At 38.1% G+C, this 18,653-nt stretch carries 19 protein-coding genes and 5 tRNA genes; 13 read left to right on the forward strand and 11 right to left on the reverse strand.

Going from position 1 to position 18,653, the window contains the following annotated elements; all coding sequences use genetic code 11:
* Positions 1–33: 33 nt before the first annotated feature.
* The 6 genes from CVS84_RS06110 to CVS84_RS06130 all read left to right on the forward strand — a co-directional run bounded on the left by CVS84_RS06110 (position 34) and on the right by CVS84_RS06130 (position 7,314).
* On the forward strand, positions 34–1,668 hold the full coding sequence (locus CVS84_RS06110; protein ID WP_087578046.1) for a CTP synthase: 1,635 nt from the start codon (positions 34–36) through the stop codon (positions 1,666–1,668).
* Between the two features lie 105 nt (positions 1,669–1,773).
* Positions 1,774–2,325, forward strand: a complete 552-nt coding sequence (locus CVS84_RS06115) for an NAD(P)H-dependent oxidoreductase (RefSeq protein WP_107691588.1) — start codon at positions 1,774–1,776, stop codon at positions 2,323–2,325.
* A gap of 240 nt (positions 2,326–2,565) precedes the next feature.
* Positions 2,566–2,688, forward strand: coding sequence for a hypothetical protein (locus tag CVS84_RS09725; protein WP_257638069.1), 123 nt, complete (start codon positions 2,566–2,568; stop codon positions 2,686–2,688).
* Complete coding sequence (gene recJ / locus CVS84_RS06120; RefSeq protein ID WP_103582183.1) at positions 2,678–4,252, forward strand: single-stranded-DNA-specific exonuclease RecJ; 1,575 nt, start codon at positions 2,678–2,680, stop codon at positions 4,250–4,252. The genes CVS84_RS09725 and recJ overlap by 11 nt, the downstream gene beginning before the upstream one ends.
* A 226-nt stretch (positions 4,253–4,478) precedes the next feature.
* The gene (locus CVS84_RS06125) at positions 4,479–6,476 is read left to right on the forward strand and encodes a TonB-dependent receptor domain-containing protein (RefSeq protein WP_107691589.1); all 1,998 of its coding nucleotides are present in this window, start codon (positions 4,479–4,481) and stop codon (positions 6,474–6,476) included.
* 253 nt (positions 6,477–6,729) lie between these two features.
* Entirely contained in the window at positions 6,730–7,314 is a 585-nt protein-coding gene (locus CVS84_RS06130; RefSeq protein WP_107691590.1) for a hypothetical protein, read from the forward strand.
* 36 nt (positions 7,315–7,350) lie between these two features.
* Here CVS84_RS06130 and CVS84_RS06135 read toward each other — a convergent pair whose 3' ends face one another.
* The 6 genes from CVS84_RS06135 to CVS84_RS06160 form a co-directional block, all read right to left on the reverse strand.
* The gene (locus CVS84_RS06135) at positions 7,351–7,983 is read right to left on the reverse strand and encodes a protein-L-isoaspartate(D-aspartate) O-methyltransferase (RefSeq protein WP_107691591.1); all 633 of its coding nucleotides are present in this window, start codon (positions 7,981–7,983) and stop codon (positions 7,351–7,353) included.
* 60 nt (positions 7,984–8,043) lie between these two features.
* Entirely contained in the window at positions 8,044–8,811 is a 768-nt protein-coding gene (locus CVS84_RS06140) for a carbon-nitrogen hydrolase family protein (protein WP_107691592.1), read from the reverse strand.
* Positions 8,812–9,300: a hypothetical protein gene (locus CVS84_RS06145; RefSeq protein WP_107691593.1), complete on the reverse strand. Its 489-nt coding sequence runs from the start codon at positions 9,298–9,300 to the stop codon at positions 8,812–8,814.
* Positions 9,290–10,312: a ribonucleotide-diphosphate reductase subunit beta gene (locus CVS84_RS06150; RefSeq protein WP_009494790.1), complete on the reverse strand. Its 1,023-nt coding sequence runs from the start codon at positions 10,310–10,312 to the stop codon at positions 9,290–9,292. The genes CVS84_RS06145 and CVS84_RS06150 overlap by 11 nt, the downstream gene beginning before the upstream one ends.
* A gap of 71 nt (positions 10,313–10,383) precedes the next feature.
* Positions 10,384–11,508, reverse strand: coding sequence for a PepSY-associated TM helix domain-containing protein (locus CVS84_RS06155; protein ID WP_107691594.1), 1,125 nt, complete (start codon positions 11,506–11,508; stop codon positions 10,384–10,386).
* Positions 11,509–11,724: 216 nt separating this feature from the next.
* A tRNA-Ala gene (locus CVS84_RS06160) sits at positions 11,725–11,800 on the reverse strand.
* A 106-nt stretch (positions 11,801–11,906) separates the two neighbouring features.
* Between CVS84_RS06160 and CVS84_RS06165 the strand changes: the two genes are divergently transcribed.
* The 5 genes from CVS84_RS06165 to CVS84_RS06180 all read left to right on the forward strand — a co-directional run bounded on the left by CVS84_RS06165 (position 11,907) and on the right by CVS84_RS06180 (position 12,494).
* Positions 11,907–11,981, forward strand: a tRNA-Gly gene (locus CVS84_RS06165).
* Positions 11,982–11,989: 8 nt separating this feature from the next.
* Positions 11,990–12,076 (forward strand) — tRNA-Leu (locus CVS84_RS06170).
* A gap of 6 nt (positions 12,077–12,082) precedes the next feature.
* Positions 12,083–12,156, forward strand: a tRNA-Cys gene (locus CVS84_RS06175).
* A gap of 33 nt (positions 12,157–12,189) precedes the next feature.
* Positions 12,190–12,345 carry a hypothetical protein gene (locus tag CVS84_RS09530; protein WP_021091097.1) on the forward strand — a complete coding sequence of 52 codons (156 nt, stop codon included), beginning with the start codon at positions 12,190–12,192 and terminating at the stop codon, positions 12,343–12,345.
* A gap of 59 nt (positions 12,346–12,404) precedes the next feature.
* Positions 12,405–12,494 (forward strand) — tRNA-Ser (locus tag CVS84_RS06180).
* A gap of 521 nt (positions 12,495–13,015) precedes the next feature.
* Here CVS84_RS06180 and frr read toward each other — a convergent pair.
* The 5 genes from frr to CVS84_RS06205 all read right to left on the reverse strand — a co-directional run bounded on the left by frr (position 13,016) and on the right by CVS84_RS06205 (position 15,995).
* Entirely contained in the window at positions 13,016–13,573 is a 558-nt protein-coding gene (gene frr, locus CVS84_RS06185) for a ribosome recycling factor (RefSeq protein ID WP_072595202.1), read from the reverse strand.
* On the reverse strand, positions 13,563–14,522 hold the full coding sequence (locus CVS84_RS06190; RefSeq protein ID WP_107691595.1) for a polysaccharide deacetylase family protein: 960 nt from the start codon (positions 14,520–14,522) through the stop codon (positions 13,563–13,565). Before CVS84_RS06190 ends, frr begins: the two co-directional genes overlap by 11 nt.
* Positions 14,523–14,524: 2 nt before the next feature.
* Positions 14,525–14,854 carry a preprotein translocase subunit SecG gene (gene secG, locus CVS84_RS06195; RefSeq protein WP_087586668.1) on the reverse strand — a complete coding sequence of 110 codons (330 nt, stop codon included), beginning with the start codon at positions 14,852–14,854 and terminating at the stop codon, positions 14,525–14,527.
* Between the two features lie 66 nt (positions 14,855–14,920).
* A complete protein-coding gene (locus tag CVS84_RS06200; protein WP_107691596.1) occupies positions 14,921–15,304 on the reverse strand; it encodes a thiamine-phosphate pyrophosphorylase in 384 nt (127 codons plus the stop codon).
* On the reverse strand, positions 15,297–15,995 hold the full coding sequence (locus CVS84_RS06205) for a Bax inhibitor-1/YccA family protein (RefSeq protein ID WP_107691597.1): 699 nt from the start codon (positions 15,993–15,995) through the stop codon (positions 15,297–15,299). Before CVS84_RS06205 ends, CVS84_RS06200 begins: the two co-directional genes overlap by 8 nt.
* 170 nt (positions 15,996–16,165) lie before the next feature.
* Here CVS84_RS06205 and CVS84_RS06210 point away from each other — a divergent pair, with 170 nt between their 5' ends.
* On the forward strand, positions 16,166–16,810 hold the full coding sequence (locus CVS84_RS06210) for a carbonic anhydrase (protein ID WP_072595207.1): 645 nt from the start codon (positions 16,166–16,168) through the stop codon (positions 16,808–16,810).
* Entirely contained in the window at positions 16,803–18,647 is a 1,845-nt protein-coding gene (locus tag CVS84_RS06215) for a mechanosensitive ion channel family protein (RefSeq protein WP_107691598.1), read from the forward strand. Before CVS84_RS06210 ends, CVS84_RS06215 begins: the two co-directional genes overlap by 8 nt.
* The last annotated feature ends 6 nt before the right edge of the window (positions 18,648–18,653 follow it).

The raw sequence follows: 18,653 nt of genomic DNA on the forward strand, positions 1-18,653 counted from the left end.
CAATTAAAAAATAAATAAATTTAAGGAAAATTAATGGCAAAAGAGACGAAGTACATTTTTATCACGGGTGGCGTTTTAAGCTCACTTGGAAAAGGCATCGCAGCTGCGTCTATCGCGACTCTTTTAAAAAATTCCGGACTAAAAGTAAGTGTTTTAAAAGCTGATCCATATATCAACGTAGATCCTGGCACGATGAGCCCATTAGAGCACGGAGAGGTTTTTGTTACAGATGATGGCGCGGAGACAGACCTAGATCTTGGCCACTATGAGAGATTTTTAGATGAGAGCCTAAGTCAAGATAATAACTTCACGACTGGCAGGGTTTATAGCTCGGTTATCGAAAAAGAGCGACGTGGTGACTATCTTGGAAAAACAATACAAGTGATCCCTCACATCGTTGGTGAGATAGTTGACCGCATAAAAAAAGCAGGTGAGGGCAAAGATGTGCTCATAGTTGAGATCGGTGGAACTGTTGGCGATATCGAGGGACTACCATTTTTAGAGGCGATAAGAGCGCTAAGGGTGGAAGTTGGCAAAAAAAGAGCACTAAATATCCACCTAACGCTTGTACCATTTATCAAAGTAGCTGGCGAGCTAAAGACAAAGCCAACCCAGCATAGCGTAGGTGAGTTAAGACGTATAGGCATAACACCAGATATCATCATCTGCAGATCTGAAATGCCACTAAACCGCGAGCTAAAAGATAAGATCGCAGCAAGCTGTGGTGTTGAGAAAAATTGTGTCATAGAGAGCTTAGACAGCGCAAGTATCTATCAAATTCCACTTTCATTTTTAAAGCAAGATATATTAACGCCGATCGCTGAAAATTTAGGCTTTAATGAGCTTAAACCAGATATGGCAAAGTGGGATAGCCTAGTAAAAAGGATAATCGCTCCAACAAATGAAACTACAATAGCATTTGTGGGTAAATACATCGATCTAAAAGAGAGCTATAAGAGCCTAACTGAGGGTATCATCCACGCTGGAGCAAATTTAGACGCTAGGGTAAATTTGCGCTGGATAGATAGCGAAAAGATAGAAGAGAACAATGTAAATGAGCTTTTAAAAGATGTTGATGGCATCTTAGTAGCTGGCGGCTTTGGCGAAAGAGGCGTTTTAGGCAAGATGCAGGCTATAAAATTTGCTCGTGAAAATAAGATCCCATATCTTGGAATTTGCCTTGGTATGCAGTTAGCACTAATTGAGTTTGCAAGAGATGTTTTGGGCTTAGAAGACGCAAATTCTATGGAATTTGACAAAGAGTGCAAAAATCCTATCATCTATCTAATCGATAGCTTTATCGACGCTCACGGCAAAAAACAGATAAGAACGCACACAAGCCCACTTGGCGGCACGATGAGGCTTGGAGCATATAACTGCGACATCAAACCAAAGACGCTTCTAGCTGAAATTTATGGCAATGCAAAGAGTGTAAAAGAGCGTCACCGCCACCGCTACGAGGCAAATCCAAAATATAAAGAAATTTTTGAGAAAAATGGTCTTTTGGTAAGCGGTGAGAGTGATGGACTGATAGAGGCTATCGAGCTTAAAGGCCATCCATGGTTTGTGGGTGTGCAGTGCCATCCTGAATTTACTAGCCGTCTAACTAAACCAAATCCTGTGATATTAGGCTTTATAAAGGCAAGTTTAGAAAATGTCAAATCTTAAATTTAGAGCAATCTGGCTCTAAAAATTCTTTTAAAATTTTGCTGTTTTTATTCAGTTATTTGCCAAATAAATCCCACTTCTTTCTATAAATTTTTAAGGAAAAAAATGAAAACTCTAATCATCTTAGCACATCCTGATATCCAAAACTCGGTCATAAACAAGCGCCTGCTGCAAGAGGCCCTCAAAGAGCCGCAGCGCTTTAGCATTCATGATTTGACGCAGGTTTACGGGGGCGACAACATCGACGCCGCGCGCGAGCAAGAGCTCATCAGAGCCTACGACGCCCTCGTTTTGCAGTTTCCGCTTCACAACTTCTCCTGCCCTCCGATTTTAAAATCATGGATCGACGCGGTGATGACGCACGGCTTTGCCTACGGACGCGTCTCAGACGGCATAGCGGGGCGCAAGGTAGCGCTAGCCGTGACCGCAGGCATCAAAAAGAGCGACTACAGCCCGCAAGGACGCTATCATTTTAGCTTACGCGAGGTTCTTACGCCGTTTGAGCTTGCGTTTAAATACTATTTTCACGCCGATTACCGCGACTTTTTCGCATTTTACGGCGCCGAGGAGACTCCAGGCGTGGACTACGTATCGAGCGACAGCGAAATAGAACGCGGCGCCAGAGAATATGCGGAGTTTTTGAGAAATTTGGAGTAAATTTTTATAAAAATGGTTTAAATTTTCTGGTATAAACTATTTAAAATTTATAAATTTAATTGTATAAATTTTTGCTAATGCTTAACTATTTTTGGCGGGTTAAATTTGTAAAGACTATCAATTTAGCAAAGCTTTTAAGCTTGCCATGAGCCCTAAAATCTTACTTTTATTTAAAATTATAAGAAATTAAATTTCAAAAAGATATAATCCAAGCATTCAAAATAAAGACGAAAGATTGCGATGAAAAAGAAGTATTTTTATAGCCAAATTTTTGGCAATATGGGTGTAAATTTAAGTGAACAAGTGGCATTAAATAAAGTTGGTAAGTTCTTCAAAAATTCTTGCCAAAACCATGCTAAATAAAGAGGATATAAGGAATTTACTAGCGCATAGATTTTGTAACGACATACATAAAAAAATTAGTGAAATTCCGACACCAAGTGCCTTAAAAGATATCTATAAAGGCGCTAATCGCATAAAAGAAGCGATCGAAAAAAACGAGCGCATAGCCATTGTGGGCGATTATGATGTTGATGGTGTTGTTTCGAGCGTAATTTTGGCTGAGTTTTTTGATGATCTTGGCGTGAAAGACTACCTAGTAAAAATTCCAAATAGATTTAAAGATGGATATGGGCTAAATCCTGAGATAATAGACGAACTCTCAGCTGATGTAAGCTTGATTATTACCGTTGATAACGGCATCTCTGCAAACGATGCAGCCATTATCTGTAAAGAAAAAGGTATCGATCTTATTATCACTGATCATCACATGCCTCCAGCTGTTCTTCCAGAAGCTTATGCGATCATTAATCCAAAGCAAGAAGACTGCAACTTCCCAAATATCGAAATTTGTGGCGCTGAGGTCGCTTGGTATTTGGTTGGAGCGTTAAAGGATGTTTTTGGGCTAAATTACGATATGAGCAAATTTCTAGAGCTTTTAGCTATTGCGATAATCGCTGATATGATGGAGCTAAGAGATATGAATAGAATGCTTGTTCGTCTTGGCATTTGTAAGCTAAATGCGTCTAAGCGTTCCGCATTTCACGCTATAAAAGAGTTTTATGGTAAGGAAAAATTTGAGTGTGATGATATTAGCTTTCTTATAGCTCCGCTTATAAATTCAGCCGGACGCATGGACGATGCAATGAATTCATTTGACTTTTTACGTGCTAAAAGTATCGAGGAAGCTTACAACTACCTTGATACGATCATTGAATTTAACAACTCCAGAAAAGAAGAAGAGCGCCAACTCTTTGAATGCTCACTAAAGGACGTAAAAGAAGACGATGAAGTCATCATCACTTGGGGTGAGCAGTGGCACGAGGGTGTGATAGGCATCGTAGCTAGCCGCCTTGCAAAGCACTTTGCAAAGCCAGCTATCGTCTTTAGCATCGATAAAGGTCGTGCAAAAGGCAGTGCTAGAAGCATTGGTAAGCTTGATATATTATCTCTCATAGCAAGCCACGAAAATTTACTAACAAGCTACGGCGGTCACAAAGGAGCGGCTGGACTTACACTTGCGCCTGAAAATTTGGTGAAATTTAAAGAAGCGATAAATAAAAGTTGTTCTTGTTTAAATATGCAAGAGTGCAAAAGCTCGGACGAGCTACTTGGCGATATAATGCCAAGCGAGATAGACTTTGAGCTACTTGAAATTTTAGAATTTTATGAGCCATACGGACAGAAAAATCCACGTCCAGTCTTTAAGATAAAAAATGCTCTTGTTAAAAACGAAAGACTTATAGGAAGAGATCAAAATCACCTAAAGCTCATCTTGCAAAAGGATAATAAAACACTTGAGGCTCTATTTTTTAACTTTACGAAACACGCTAGAGTGGGCGAGATGATAGATATTATCTTTTGTATATCAAAAAATTCATTCCGCGGACTTGTTACCCCACAGCTACTCATAAAAGAGATTTTATAAATTTTATCTCGGTTTTATAATGCTAAAATTTTAATGAAACCGAGATTGCTTCGGTTTTAATTCACCAAAATCGTTTCTTTATATATTTAATGCAGTCCAACTAAAATAATACTATTTGAGCCAATTTTCTGTATTGTAAAATTAATGTTATATAAATATTTATACTTTATTTAAGTTTATTTTTGCTTTAATTTTAATTTTAAATATTAATTTCATAGGACTAAACATGAAAATTTCTTACGTTTTAGCATTTGCTTTAATACCAAATTTAATGCTTGGTGCTGAAGAAACGATAGACCTGGCTCCGGTTACCGTTTCTGCAAAGATAGAAAAGTCGGTTCTTGAAGAACCTACAAAGGCTCAAATAGTGGGCAAAGGCGCGATACTGGAAAACAGCGACATCGCCAAATCGCTTTTAAATTTGAGCGGCTTTACGATGGAGCGCAAGGGCGGAGGCGGCAGCGAGGTTTATTACCGCTCGCAGACGGCGGCCAGACTGCCGGTGCTAATCGACGGTAGCACGCTAAATGGTGGCTGCGGCATGCGTATGGATACGCCCATCACCTACATCTCGGCGCAAAACTACAGCTCGGTTCGCATCGTAAAAGGTCCGCAAGACGTCAGATACGGCGCGCTCATTAGCGGCGGTATATTTTTCGATAGAGAGATAGCAAGGCTATCAAAACCGAGCTTCGGAGGAAACATAAGCGTGCTGGGCGGTAGTTTTAGAAGATTTGAAACTGCCGCGGACGTAGCGGCGGGCAACGAGCTGGGCAGTTTAGAAATTTCCGGCGGACACTACCAGAGCGGCGATTATAAAAGCGGCGACGGACAGAAAATGCATACGCACTATAAACGCAACAGCGTCTCGATCGTAGGCACGCTAACGCCCACGGAAACTACGGCCTTACAGTTAAGCGCGGATCTAGGCGATGGCGAAGCGGCGTATGCCGATAGGATGAGGGACGGCATACAGTTTGACCGTAAATCTTTCGGACTCAAATTTGAACAAGACGTCGGCGAGCATAAGATCAGGCTAAGCTCATACTATCATCAAATCGATCACATAATGGACAACTTCACCATGCGTCCGGTGGTGCCGGGCGTTGGACGCGGCAAGGGATACAGCATCAGTCACCCGATACGCGATATGTACGGCTTTAAGCTAGAAGGCGAGTTAAATTTCGATAATCTAACTAGCTTCATCGGCGCAGGATACTCTCAAGATACGTTTAAATGGCGAGGTGCCGGAAGCGGTATGGCGGGCGTATCTAAAGCCGAAATGGACGCCGCCCTATCAAAGCCGCACGTAAAAGAGCGCAAGGTAACGTATAAAACTATATACACTCAAAACGAATACATCCTTGAAAACGACTACGGGCTTTTTGGCGGACTTAGGTTAGATGTCGGCGAGAGAAAGCAACTACTAACGCATAAAAGTAGGAGCGAAAATTTATTCTCCGGCTTTTTTAGATACGAAAAATATCTACAAAATTTAACGCTTTATGCGGGACTAGGTCACGCGCAAAGGTTACCGGATCACTGGGAAACAAATAAAGACGATAATCTCAAGCTAAATAAAGAAAGAAACACTCAACTAGACTTTGGTACCGTGCTAAAAGATAAAAACTACGAGCTAAACGCGAATTTCTTCGTCTCGAAAATGGATGATTACATAATGATAAAATATAGTCCTATGGGCATGTCTTCAAATGTATTTAATACCGATGCTTTACTATACGGTGGCGAGATCGAGGGCGATACGCTACTAGCCGATATATTTAGACTGGGTGCCGGCGTATCCTACGTCTACGGCAAGGTGACTAAAAACGCGGGCGGATTAAAAGACGGTGACGCATTGCCTAAGGTTTCTCCTCTAACGTTTAAACTAAGCGCCGGCCTAGAAAAGTCAGACTGGTTCGTCAAAGCCGACTTCTACGCTAACGCGTCGCAAAAACGCGCGCAAAAAGGCTACGGCGACGTGGGCGGCATGGATCTGGGCAAGAGCGATAGCTTCTGGACGCTAGGACTAAGCGCGGGCTATAAATATAAAAATTATCAATTTTTGCTAGCGGCGGAAAATTTAAACGACGCCAAATACTCCTATCATAACTCAAAAGGCGGCTACGGCGGCGGTATCGCAGGATACGAGACTATCCCGAACGGCACGAGGCTTTATGAGCCGGGCAGAAGCTTTTGGGCGAAATTTAAGGTGCATTTTTAGGGTGTAACTTAATAAATTTGGCATGGCTGTGGGCTTAGGATTTGCCCTAAAGCCGTGCTAAATTTAAGTATTTCTGCTCTTATCTTCTTAATAATACTCACATTTACTATTAGTAATAAATTGGCACTTGGTATAAAATTTCTTATTAAATTTTAAAGCCAAAGGATGATTAAAATGGGGCTTTATTAAATTTAAATTTTATATAGATTAAAAGCTTAGATGTAAAATCTCAGAAATTTTTTAAAGGAGAGGTATGAAAAATTTACTTGTAAAATCAAGCTTGATTCTAGCTTTGGCAAGCTCAGCTGCACTAGCTCAAGGTGCATTTGTTGGTGGTGAGGGTGATTACTCGTTTAACTCAAAAATCAAAACAAAAAACATAGCAAGTAGTGAGAAAAATAACTTCAAAAAAGGTCACTATGGTCTTGGCTTTTATGGCGGTTATGATTTTGACAGCTATAGAGCTTATGGTGGTTATTATTATGACTTTAAAGCCAGGAAAAATGCTGGTGAATCAGATGCAAAATGGAGTAAGCATAAATTTCTAGGCGGTATTGATTATACGCCAAATATCACTGAAAATTTTAAAGCCGTTCTTGGTGGATACACAGGTCTTGGCTACTTGAGCGTTAGAGAGAGATTTAATAACGAAACAAGTAAGAAAAATTTCAAAGGCTTGCTAGTTGGCGCAAAAGCGGGCGGTATTTACTCATTTGACGAACATAACGCGATCGAGTTTGGCTTAAAAGCTGATAAGACTTTTTATAAGAAAAATAGCGGAGCTCAGCTAAGAGATACAACTATAGGAATTTATACAGGCTATACTTATAGATTCTAACATTTAGGCAAGGCTTAGGCTTTGCCTTATTTTAGGCTACTCTCTACCCTCAAGAAGTGGCACAAAAAGGCACTCATCCAAGTACTCTTTTTCTAAATTTCCATCTTTATCTTTTTTAAATTTAGCTATAAATTGCTTGCCATCCTTCTTCATTGGAGCTACTAAAATTCCACCATTTTTCAGCTGCTTAAATAAATTTGGCGAGATCTCATCAGCAGCTGCCGAGAGCAAGATACGATCAAATGGTGCGTAGCTTCGCCAGCCGTTGTTGCCATCGTCATACCTTACATGTACGTTTTTTATTTTTAGTGCCTCGAAGCGTTTTTTTGCATCCATGGCTAGTTTCTCTATTCGCTCGACGCTAAAAATTCTATGTGCAAGTTTGCTTAAAATCGCTGCTTGATAGCCACTACCGCAGCCTATCTCTAGGATGTTGTCCGTATTTTCGCACTCTAGTGCCATTGTCATTTTCGCAACGGTTAGTGGCGAGCTAATCCATTGATTGCCCAGTATGGGCTGAGCGTCAAGCTTATAAGCATGGGCGGTGATGGGTACAAAAATTTCACGCTCAGTTGTTGATATCGCGTCAAATAAAAGTGGGCTTAGCGTGATCTCGTCGGCTATATCGCTAGCTAAATTTTGGCATTTTATCGCTTCTAGTTGGGTCAAAATTTATATCCTAAATAAAAATTAAATCGTTATTATACGATTTAAAGCTTATCTTAAAATTTATAAAAGTCCTAAATTTGTCTTGATCTCTTTTATTAAATTTGCATCAAAAATCGTCTCTTTAACAAGTGTGCCATTTGGTAAAAATACTCCAGCAACTTCTAATGCAAGAGAGCTTGAGATCATGACGTAGCAGTTGTTTGCGATAGCTAGAGCCTTGCAAAGACTAAGATAAGCATCCTCTCTAGCCTTACCCCACATGGCAGGTACCATGATGATGTCACATCCTTTTAGCTTTGCCCAAAGCCTGCTATCGCGTAGTTCAAAACAGATTAGCACGCCAAACTTGAGCCCTCTAAAATTAAAGGCATTTATATCGCTCACCTCGCCAGCAGCAAAGATCTCATGCTCTAAATTTGGCCTAAAAAGCTCAGCCTTAAACTGCGAATGAAAGACGTTATTTGAGTTAAGAAGCAAAAATTCGTTATAAATTTTTGGTTGGTGTGGATTTAGATTTGAAATTTTAGCGAGTCCTGCGCTTTTGTTTAGGCTGCTAAGGTGCGTAAAACCAAGAAATTTATCTGGGCTAAGCGCCTCTTGCAAGCGTTCAAGCAGCATCGCATCAAAGCTACCTATCATGCCACCAAGCATCGCTTTGTTTGCCCCTGCGAAAAAGCCGTCGAAATCATATCCACTTATGCAAAGCTCGCTTGCAAGAATGAGTGAGTTTTCAGGCGCAGCCTCAACTAAATTTGCAAGCTCCTCTAGGCGATCTGTTGCATTTTTTGCCTTTAAAGTTAAGCTTATTAGGTTTAAATTTTCGCTCATTTATTTTCCAAATACAAATGTCATAGGTTTTTCGTCGTGGCAGTCTTTTGGAATTTTGCAGTTTATATCCGTACCACCGATATTTGGTGTGGCTTTTAAAATAACGCTTATAGCTGTGATTTTATCATCGCGCTGGGAGAGCGGGTCATTAAAGACCCAGACCTCAAAGCCAAGACCCCTAGCCTCATCATGTGAAACTACTCTTACCTCTTTTAGGTCTTTTGCTTCAAAGCCACACTGTTTGTTTATGCCAAGCATCACGTCATTTCCTAGCACAGATCCTAGCGGTGCGAAACTTGGTGCAATTTCGCCGTTTGGCATCTCTTGATAGATTTCTGCTTGGCTTGTCTCTTTTACCTTAACAAGCTTGTAGGCGTAGAAATTTTCGAGATTATTTTTATTTGCTTGATCAATTATCCTTTGATTGCTACTCGCACACCCCACAAAAAGCACGCAGGCAAGGGCTAAGAAGCCATTTTTAAAAGTCATCAAAGCTGATACTTCCCTTGCTGTAGTTTGTCACCTTTGCTTCAAAGAAATTTGACTTTTGGTCGTTAAATTTAGCAAAGTCATCGACCCATTTGATCGGATGAGCGACGTTGTATTTGCGTTTTAGACCGATCGCAACTAGGCGCTGGTCGATGAGATAGTGGATGTACTGCTCGATGATATCATCAGTAAAGCCCATTATTTGGTTTTGGGTGATATATTTGCCCCATTTGATCTCTAAATTTCCAGCTTTTTCAAACATATCATAAATTTTTGCCTCAGTCTCAGGCGTGAAAAGATCAGGCCTCTCTTTGCGGACTGAATTTATCATATTTTGAAACAAAAGCAGGTGCGTGATCTCGTCGCGTTGGATGAAGCGTATCATTTGAGCTGAGCCTAGCATCTTGCCAGCACGAGCTAGAGCGTAGATCGCTGTAAAGCCGCTGTAAAAATAGATACCCTCTAAAATTTGGTTGGCAACCATCGCAAGAAGTAGTTTCTCGTCAGTCACTTCGCCTGCAAGCTCCTCATAGACGCTTGAGATGTAGTCGTTTTTCTCGCGTAAGACGTCGTCGTGCTTCTCCATCTCATAGATGAGGTCTGTGTTGTCACAGATCGCTTCGACCATGACAGCGTAAGACTTGCTGTGGTTTGCCTCTTCGTAGGCTTGGCGGCTTAGCACGGCGTTGATCTCTGGTGCGGTGATGTAAGGGTTGATATTGTCAGCTAGGTTATTTGTCTGGAAGCTATCCATCGAAATGAGCTGGCTCCAAACTAGGTCATACATGCGTTTTTCAGCCTCTGTGAGGTTGTAGGCGTAGTCGCGCACGTCGTCTGTGGTGTCGACCTCTTTTGGAAACCATGTGTTTGCCTCCATGAGGTCCCAAAGCTTTAACGCCCACTCGTATTTTGCCTTGGTGAAATTTAAAATGCCGTGCGGGTTGCCGTTAAAGACTCTTCTGTCGGTCAAATTTTCATTTGAACTTGGGTTGTAGATGCGTTTTCTGTTCATAAATTTCTCTCTTGTTTGTGGTAAAAATTTCTCAAAATCTTACCCAAAGCAAGGTAAAAATTTACTTTTATTTAGAGCGCCTTGGTCCTTTTTATGGTCATTAAAAATCCAGTTATGATCAGTAAAACTGCGATCACGCAAGAGATGGCAAAGACGATCTGACCGACCTCACCAAACATCTCTCCAGTGTGTAAGCTAAGTACCTTGCGACCCGCTTTTTTAGCCTCTGGGATGCTCTCAGCCTTGCTAACAAGCTTGTTTTCTTTGATCTTGCCAGCGCTCGCGTCAAGCTTTAGTTTGCCCACTTGGCTCTCGCTAGTTTCGTAGTTTATGGTGTAGGTGCTTTGATTATTTTCAGGTACGTTTATCGTGAGCGATTTTAGCTCTAGCGTGACATTTTCTTTAAAAATTTGCTTCGCAGTCTCGATTTCTTTAAATTTCTCGTCGCTTATTGGAAGTAAATTTGATTGTGGTAGACTTTTTTTCATTGGAGCTGTTTTTAGGTCAAAAAATATACTATTTACGCCACTTCTCACCCAGTCATAAGACCAGTAAAGTCCAGTTAGTGACATCACCACAAGCAAGATCGCCACGTAGGTGCCAAGACTGGTGTGAAGATTGTAGAAGCAGGCGTAGCCCTTTGCTTTTGGTTTAATTTTTAGCGAATTTAAGAAATTTCGCTTGATCGCTGGTGCGTAGAGGATGAGCCCACTGATAGCAAGCAGAGCCATGATGATAGAGCTAATGGCAACTATTTGTTTGCCGATATTGGCTGGTATTTTGCTATCAAGCAAGGTAAGTCCTAAATTTCTATGAAGACTTAAGATAATAATACGAAATTTCTCACCCCAGTCCTCGCTGATCACCTCGCCACTTCTTGGATCTATAAAGAAATTTAATTGCTTTTTATCCTTTGTAATGCTTATACGATAAGCTTCATTTGCTCCACCTATTTGTAAGCTTTCAAGCGTATCAAATTGAATCTCACTTTTTGCTTTAGCTAGGAGTTCATTTAAACTTAAATTTTCTTTTTCGCTAGGAGCTAAGTTTATAAAATTTTTATTTATCGCACTTTTGATCTCTTCTCTATAAGACGCAAATGGTGCTGAAAGAGTCATGAATATTAGCGGAATAGCCGCAATTAGTCCAATTATTAGGTGGATGTTGAAAATGATTTTTTCTCGTTTTAAAAACATTTTTTTCCTTTAAATTTTAATAGCGAATATTATTTTATTTTTTGTTAAAGCAAGATAAAAATTTATAAAATTATTTTTTAGTTATTAACTCTTGCTAATATTGATAGGGGTCTTAATATCAATTATTTATTAAATTTTTACATATTGGCATCTTATTTTTTGGTAAAAAGTTATTTTTGCAAAAGGTATAAATAATGATAGATGTATTTAGATTTATGGTGGAGTTAAGCGGGATCGAACCGCCGACCTCTTGAATGCCATTCAAGCGCTCTCCCAGCTGAGCTATAACCCCAAATAGATTTTGGCATTTTATCTTTTTATGGCTTACAATATTTTGAAATTTACATCTTGCAAAATAAATTTTTAAGCAATTTTTGGATAACATTGCAACTTTTAACGCGGGAATAGCTCAGGGGTAGAGCACAACCTTGCCAAGGTTGGGGTCGCGAGTTCAAATCTCGTTTCCCGCTCCATTAACTTAGCCCGAGTGGCGGAATGGTAGACGCAAGGGACTTAAAATCCCTCGGTAGTTTTTACCGTACCGGTTCAAGTCCGGTCTCGGGCACCACGATATGGCGACATGGCCAAGTGGTAAGGCATGAGCCTGCAAAGCTTTGATCCCCGGTTCGAATCCGGGTGTCGCCTCCAAATTTCAAAAATAACTACTCTAAGGAATAAAAAGTGAGAAATTTACTTTTAGCAGCTTGTATAGCATTTTTTGTAGCTGGTTGTTCAAATACTTGGCATGGTGTAAAAGAAGATACTCATAATGCTAAAGAATGGACTAAAGAAAAGATAAATGATGGAGCTACATATATTAAAGAAAAAACAGAGTAAATTTTAGAGATTATAGTAAATTTTAAGCAAAGTTGGTTATAATCACAAATCTTTTAATTCGGGAGATGGCTGAGCGGTCGAAAGCGGCGGTCTTGAAAACCGTTGAGGTGTGAAAGCCTCCTGGGGTTCGAATCCCTATCTCCCGGCCACCTCTAATTCCTTGTATATTTTATAAAGTATTCCTAGATTTATTATTCATAATGCCTATAAGAAAGTTTTTATAAAAATTTAGTCCAAAATTTACTAGAACTAAAAATATCAGTAAATTTCTTATTTAAAGCAAGACATTGTAAGATAAGGGGAAGTTTAAGAGTTTTTATATTTGATTTTTTGGCTATCTTAAATTCTCAAAATAATATTTGTAGTAGCACATCCAAAATACATAATAGGTCGTAATCCTATGTATAAATATATGTAAAATTAATAATATTGAATAAAGAATTTAAGACGAATCCAAAATAAGAATTTAAATTAAAAATTCATGGAAATAGCTTAAAGACAAAGTGGTAGCTATATTTTATGCAGTCTAGGTTCTATTTATATTTAATAGGTAAAATCACAACAGACAAAAAATTAAACTACTTGCTGATAAATATTTTTTTGAAATATTATTTTGAGAGAATATCTAGCTACATAAAAGTAGCTAGATAAGGAAAAATTTCTAAAAATTTTAGATTTTTAAAAGCTCAGCCTCTTTTTCTTTTACAAGAGTATCGATTTTTGCAGTGTAGGTGTCAGTTATCTTTTGAACTTCGTCTTGTCCCTTTTTGCTCTCGTCCTCAGTTATAGCTTTGTCTTTTTCAAGCTTTTTAACCTCATCGTTTGCATCTTTTCTTACGTTTCTTATACTGACTTTGGCTTTTTCTCCCATTGATTTTGCATGTTTTGCATTTTCTTGGCGTTGCTCAACTGTCATAGGTGGAAAAAATAGCTTGACACTCTCACCATCACTATTTGGATTGACGCCGATATTTGCTGCTTGGATAGCTGAAGAGATCGCTTTTATCATACTCTTTTCCCAAGGCGTGATAGCGATAGTTGAAGCATCGCTTGTAAGCACAGTGGCTACTTGGTTGAGTGGAGTCGGCGAGCCGTAATAATCAACCATTACATGATCTACAATATTAATGTTTACCTTGCCCGTTCTAAGCGTTGTAAAGTCGCGTTTTAATGAAGCTATTGCTTTTTCGCAGCCTTCTTTTTGTGTTTCGTAAATTTTATTTAGCATTGATGTCCTTTATTAGAAGTTTTGTACTTCGTTGATGATCTACTTTTAGTGATATTAAAACTTTGCGTTTATCGAGAGGTGGGTTAAATTTACACTCAAAAACACCATTTGTCATAGGTACCTTTTTAAAGCCATTAAAGCCAGTCATAAAAAAACTACCTTCACTAGCATTTGTATCGGTTTTGATGATTAGCTTGTCGATCGCATTATTTTGCGGATAGCCCTCTGGAAATATCCACTGGGCATTTAGAAATTTACTATTAAATGTTAGTGCTATTTTGGTACCGTTCATTACGGGCGTTCTATAAAGATCGTAAACATCACTTTTGTCTGAAACAGCACCTGAGTTTTGGTTTAAAAGGGCTAAAAAACCAAATTCTTTTGCAAGTTTTACAACTCGACTATCAATCTCACCATAAGGTACTGCAAAAAATTTTGGTTTATAACCCATATGCTTTTCAAATGTTTCTACACCTTTTTGAAAATCTTCTCTTAGTGCCTCATCACTAAGTTTGGTCATCCTTGGGTGCGCGTATGAGTGGTAGCCAATCTCGCCATAAGCCTCAAGTTCTTTAATCTGATCAAAATCCAAATAATCGCCATATTTATTTGCACTGGCTTCCACATAAAGCATTAGCGCAAATGGATAGTTATACTCTTTAAATACACTAAGGGCCTTGTCATAGAAACTTTTATAACCATCATCTACAGTGATGACGATCCAGTTATCAGGTATTTTTTCACCAGCATTTACAGCATCGACTAGCTTTGAGAGTTTAACGACTTCATAGCCATTATTTTTGAAATATTCAAACTGCTCTCTTAAATTTTTAATAGAAATATCAGTGCTTGTATGTCTTGGATCATCAAAGCGATGATAGACTAAAATATGAGCGTCTGCTAAAGCAAATGTTAGCGCCAAGAATGACGCTAAAAGTGTTTTTATCATTGTTATTTTGCTGGAGTTTGTGGTGCGCTAGGAGCTGATGGTACGTCGTTTGATTTTGGTATGACTAGAGATTTACTATCGACGCTATCAACGATAGAGCGCTTTAGATCTTTATTGTAGAAGTATCCAAGTGCAAGTGTATTTAAGATAAATAAAATACCTATAATAAAAGTAAATTTAGCTAAAAATCCAGCTGGTCCTTTTGCTCCAAAAAGACTTTCGTTGCTTCCGCTATATGCCCCAAGTCCGATAGATGAGCTTTTTTGAAGTAAAACAGCGATAGTTATTATGACAGCTAGCGCAAACTGTAAGATCAAAAATATTAAACTCACGAAATTTCCTTTAAATTTTTAAAAATAATTGATTGCGATTATACAAGAAAAGATTTAAATTTTTAGTTAAAGTTCTTTCTCAAGCTCATAAAGCTCGTATCTTATGCCTTTAAAAAGCTCGGCTTGTTCTAAATTTATGAGCTTAAAGCACTCTTCAAGCACACGAGCACTTTCCTGGGCGCGCTTGAAATTTGCAGTGACTATATCGTCTAAATTTTCTCTAGCTTGCTCGCTTTTTGTGCTAGTTTTTAAAACGTCGTTTTGAGAATTTCTAAATTTTAAAAATTCTTTTTGCGGGATCTTTGCCTTGTGACGGAGGGATTTTATCTTATAGGCGAGTTTGGCGTCATCAAAGACATATCTTTTTATATCTTCAACAACGCGAAGCCCTTCTTTTAGCCTATTTAGATTCGCATCTATTACTCGGTAGATGCGCTCATCTTTAGTCATTTCTATTAAAAATTCCTAAAATTTGTAGTAATGATGTAAATAGATTTACAAAATCAAGATACAAAGCAACTGCGCCTTCAACTGGTGTTTCGTAGTTTCCACGGATAATATTTTGCGTATCAAAAAGTATATATGCGCTAAATAAGATCGATGAAATACTTGCGATTACAAGTTGAAACATTGTACTTTTAACGAAAATATTGATAATAGCTGCTGCAACGATAATAATTAAAGTTATGAACAACATTTTACCCATTGTTGTAAAGTCACGTTTTGTATTCATTGCAAAGACACTTAACGCACCAAAAGCAACTGTTGTTAGTCCAAATGCTTGAGCTACAATACCAGCTCCACTTGGCATAGCCAAGATCGCTGAAAGTAGCGGAGTTAGCGTAAGGCCACTTATAAAAGTAAATGCAAATAGAAGTATTAAATTTAATCCCTCTTTACGTTTAGCTGCCATTAAGCCAAAAAGTAGTGCAAACTCGACTATAACAAGTCCCCAAAACAAAAATCTATTTGCTGTAAAAACGCTAGCAATGCTAATGCCTACATAAGCGCCAGCTGTTGCTGAAAGTAGTGATGCTGCAAAAAGTTGATAAGTTTGTTTTATAAAAGTGCTTAGTGAGCTTTGAGAATACGCAAGTTCTTCTTGATTTTGTTTTGCGTAGTTTCTATCATACAGACTCATTTTATCTCCTTATGAATTTTTGAATGAGTTTAGCCTAAAATAATTAAACAATGAATAAAAAGAATTTTAACAAATTATATTAGTTAAAAATTTATATATTAAAGTATTTTTTAGATTAAATAAAAGTTGCTATAATCGCGTAAAAATATAAAAAATGGAGATAAATTTCTATGGATGACTCGCTACTTGAAGGTGCGGTAAAATTTATGGAAGATGGCTTTTTGGAGCATGAAGAGCTTTTTAAAAGTCTACAAAATAGACAAGACCCACATACCCTTTTTATATCCTGTGTCGATTCAAGAGTGGTGCCGAATTTGATAACAAACTGCCTTCCAGGCGAGCTTTTTATGGTGCGAAATATAGCAAACATCGTGCCACCTTATAGAGTGAGCGAGGAATTTTTGGCAACGACTTCGGCTATCGAATATGCATTAGAGCTTTTAAATATCAAAAATATCATTATTTGCGGACACTCTGACTGCGGCGGATGTGCAGCACTTTATATGGATGAAAAAAAGCTCAAAACTACGCCAAATGTTAGAAATTGGATAAAGCTAATAGAACCAATTAAGAGAGAAGTACTTAAATTTACAAGCGACGATCCAGCAAAGATGGCGTGGCTAACTGAGAGATTAAATGTGATAAATTCGATCGAAAATATAATGACTTATCCGAATGTAAAAGAGGAATATGAAAGAGGCAACCTTCAAATTTATGGCTGGCACTACATTATAGAAACTGGTGAAATTTTCAGCTACGATTTAAAAGAGGGCACATTCAAACTTTTAGCAGATAAAAGGGGTGAAAATGCGTAAAATTTTAACCATCGTCTTGCTCTCATTTTTAACTCTTTTTGGTGCCGAAGATAATAAAACGCAAGAAGAAAGCATCATAAGCCTAACAAATCAGATCTTAACTTTAAATAATCAAATCCAGATTATAAAAGCACAGCAAAAAGATACAAACTCTTCAAAAACAGATAATTCAAATTTAGCCAGCCTTCAGAAGAAGAAGAACGATCTTTTGGAAAAAATTCCGCTATATATCATGCAGATTGAAGTGACTCAAAGCGATATTGACAAATTTATTTTGCAAAAAAATAATCTAGAAAAAAAAGTAGCTAGACTAGAAAAACAATCAAATAAAGACGCTTATATCCAAAGTGCCATTGAACTTGAAAAGATGAAAGTCGACTACGCTTACTACTCGGCACTCATCAGCCTTGAAGAGATATTTAAAAAGGGTGCTAAGGCAAATTCTATCAAAGAGGTGATAGATAACGGACTTTTAAATTTACAAACAAATTCTTACGTCAGTATAAAAGAGCTAAAAGATTCTCTAAATGAGACTTCAAGCTCTTACGATAACGCATTTGCCGAGCTTGATTTAAAAAAAGAGACTGATGAGGAAATTTTAATCTATCTTAAAAACAATGCCGATCTTCTAAGCTCAAGCATGATCTTATCAGAGCTAAATTTAGTCGATACGGTCGAATATATAAATAAGCTAACTTCTATAAATTCGGCAAAATTTAATGTTGGTAAGATCGTAGTTATAATCGTAGTATTTTTATTTTTTGTCTCACTTACAAGAATTCTTGCCAAACTCACGTACTGGCTTATGTCACTTATTGCCTCTGGTGAAGGTGTAAAGGAGGCAAAGGATCAGATAGTAGATATCGTTAAAAAGCCTATCTCTGCACTTCTTATCATTTATGCACTAAATATTTGTATCGGTGTTGCCTTTTATCCAGTACCAGTGCCACTAACTCTAGCAAATATATTCTCGATCGTCTATATAGTCGCATTTTCATGGCTTGTTTTAACCATCCTAAATGGTTATGGCATAGTAATAATCGATAAAATCGCTCAAAAAAGCAGACGAAAAGAGGTTGTAAATTTAGTTTTAAAAGTAGTCTATGTAATTGTATTAATAATTGCACTTTTACTAATTCTTCAAAAGCTTGGCTTTGATATATCAGCGCTCATAGCCTCACTTGGTATCGGTGGTCTTGCTGTTGCATTTGCGGCAAAAGACATCATCGCAAACTTCTTTGCCTCTGTTATGATGCTCTTTGATAACTCATTTTCGCAAGGAGACTGGATAGTTTGTGGTGATATAGAGGGTACTGTTGTTGAGGTTGGCTTTAGAAAGACGACTATCAGAAGTTTTGATAATGCTTTAATCTTTGTGCCAAACTCAAAACTGGCAAGTGATCCTGTTAGAAACTGGAGCAGAAGAAAAGTCGGTAGACGTATCAGAATGCTAATTGGTATTGAGTATGGAGCGACAACTGATGAGATTAAAAAATGTGTAGATGATATAAAAACTATGTTGATAAATCATCCAGATATTGCCAAAAGTGAGGATATAACAGCAAAGAAAAAAGGGCTAAAATATAGACAAAGTATAGTTTCAGTTGATGATTATGCTGGATATAAATCAAATTTATTTGTCGTGGTTGATGATTTTGCAGATAGCTCGATAAATATCTTAGTTTATTGTTTTGCAAAGACTATCGTTTGGGGAGAATTTTTAGATGTCAAACAAGATGTAATGCTAAAGATTATGGATATTTTAAAGCAAAATGGTCTAAATTTCGCATTCCCAAGCCAAAGCTTGTATATTGAAAGTGTCAAAGATAAAATTTAAGGAGAA

Origin of the sequence: Campylobacter concisus (genome assembly GCF_003048575.1) — a bacterium.
In the GTDB taxonomy this organism is placed as follows: domain Bacteria; phylum Campylobacterota; class Campylobacteria; order Campylobacterales; family Campylobacteraceae; genus Campylobacter_A; species Campylobacter_A concisus_U.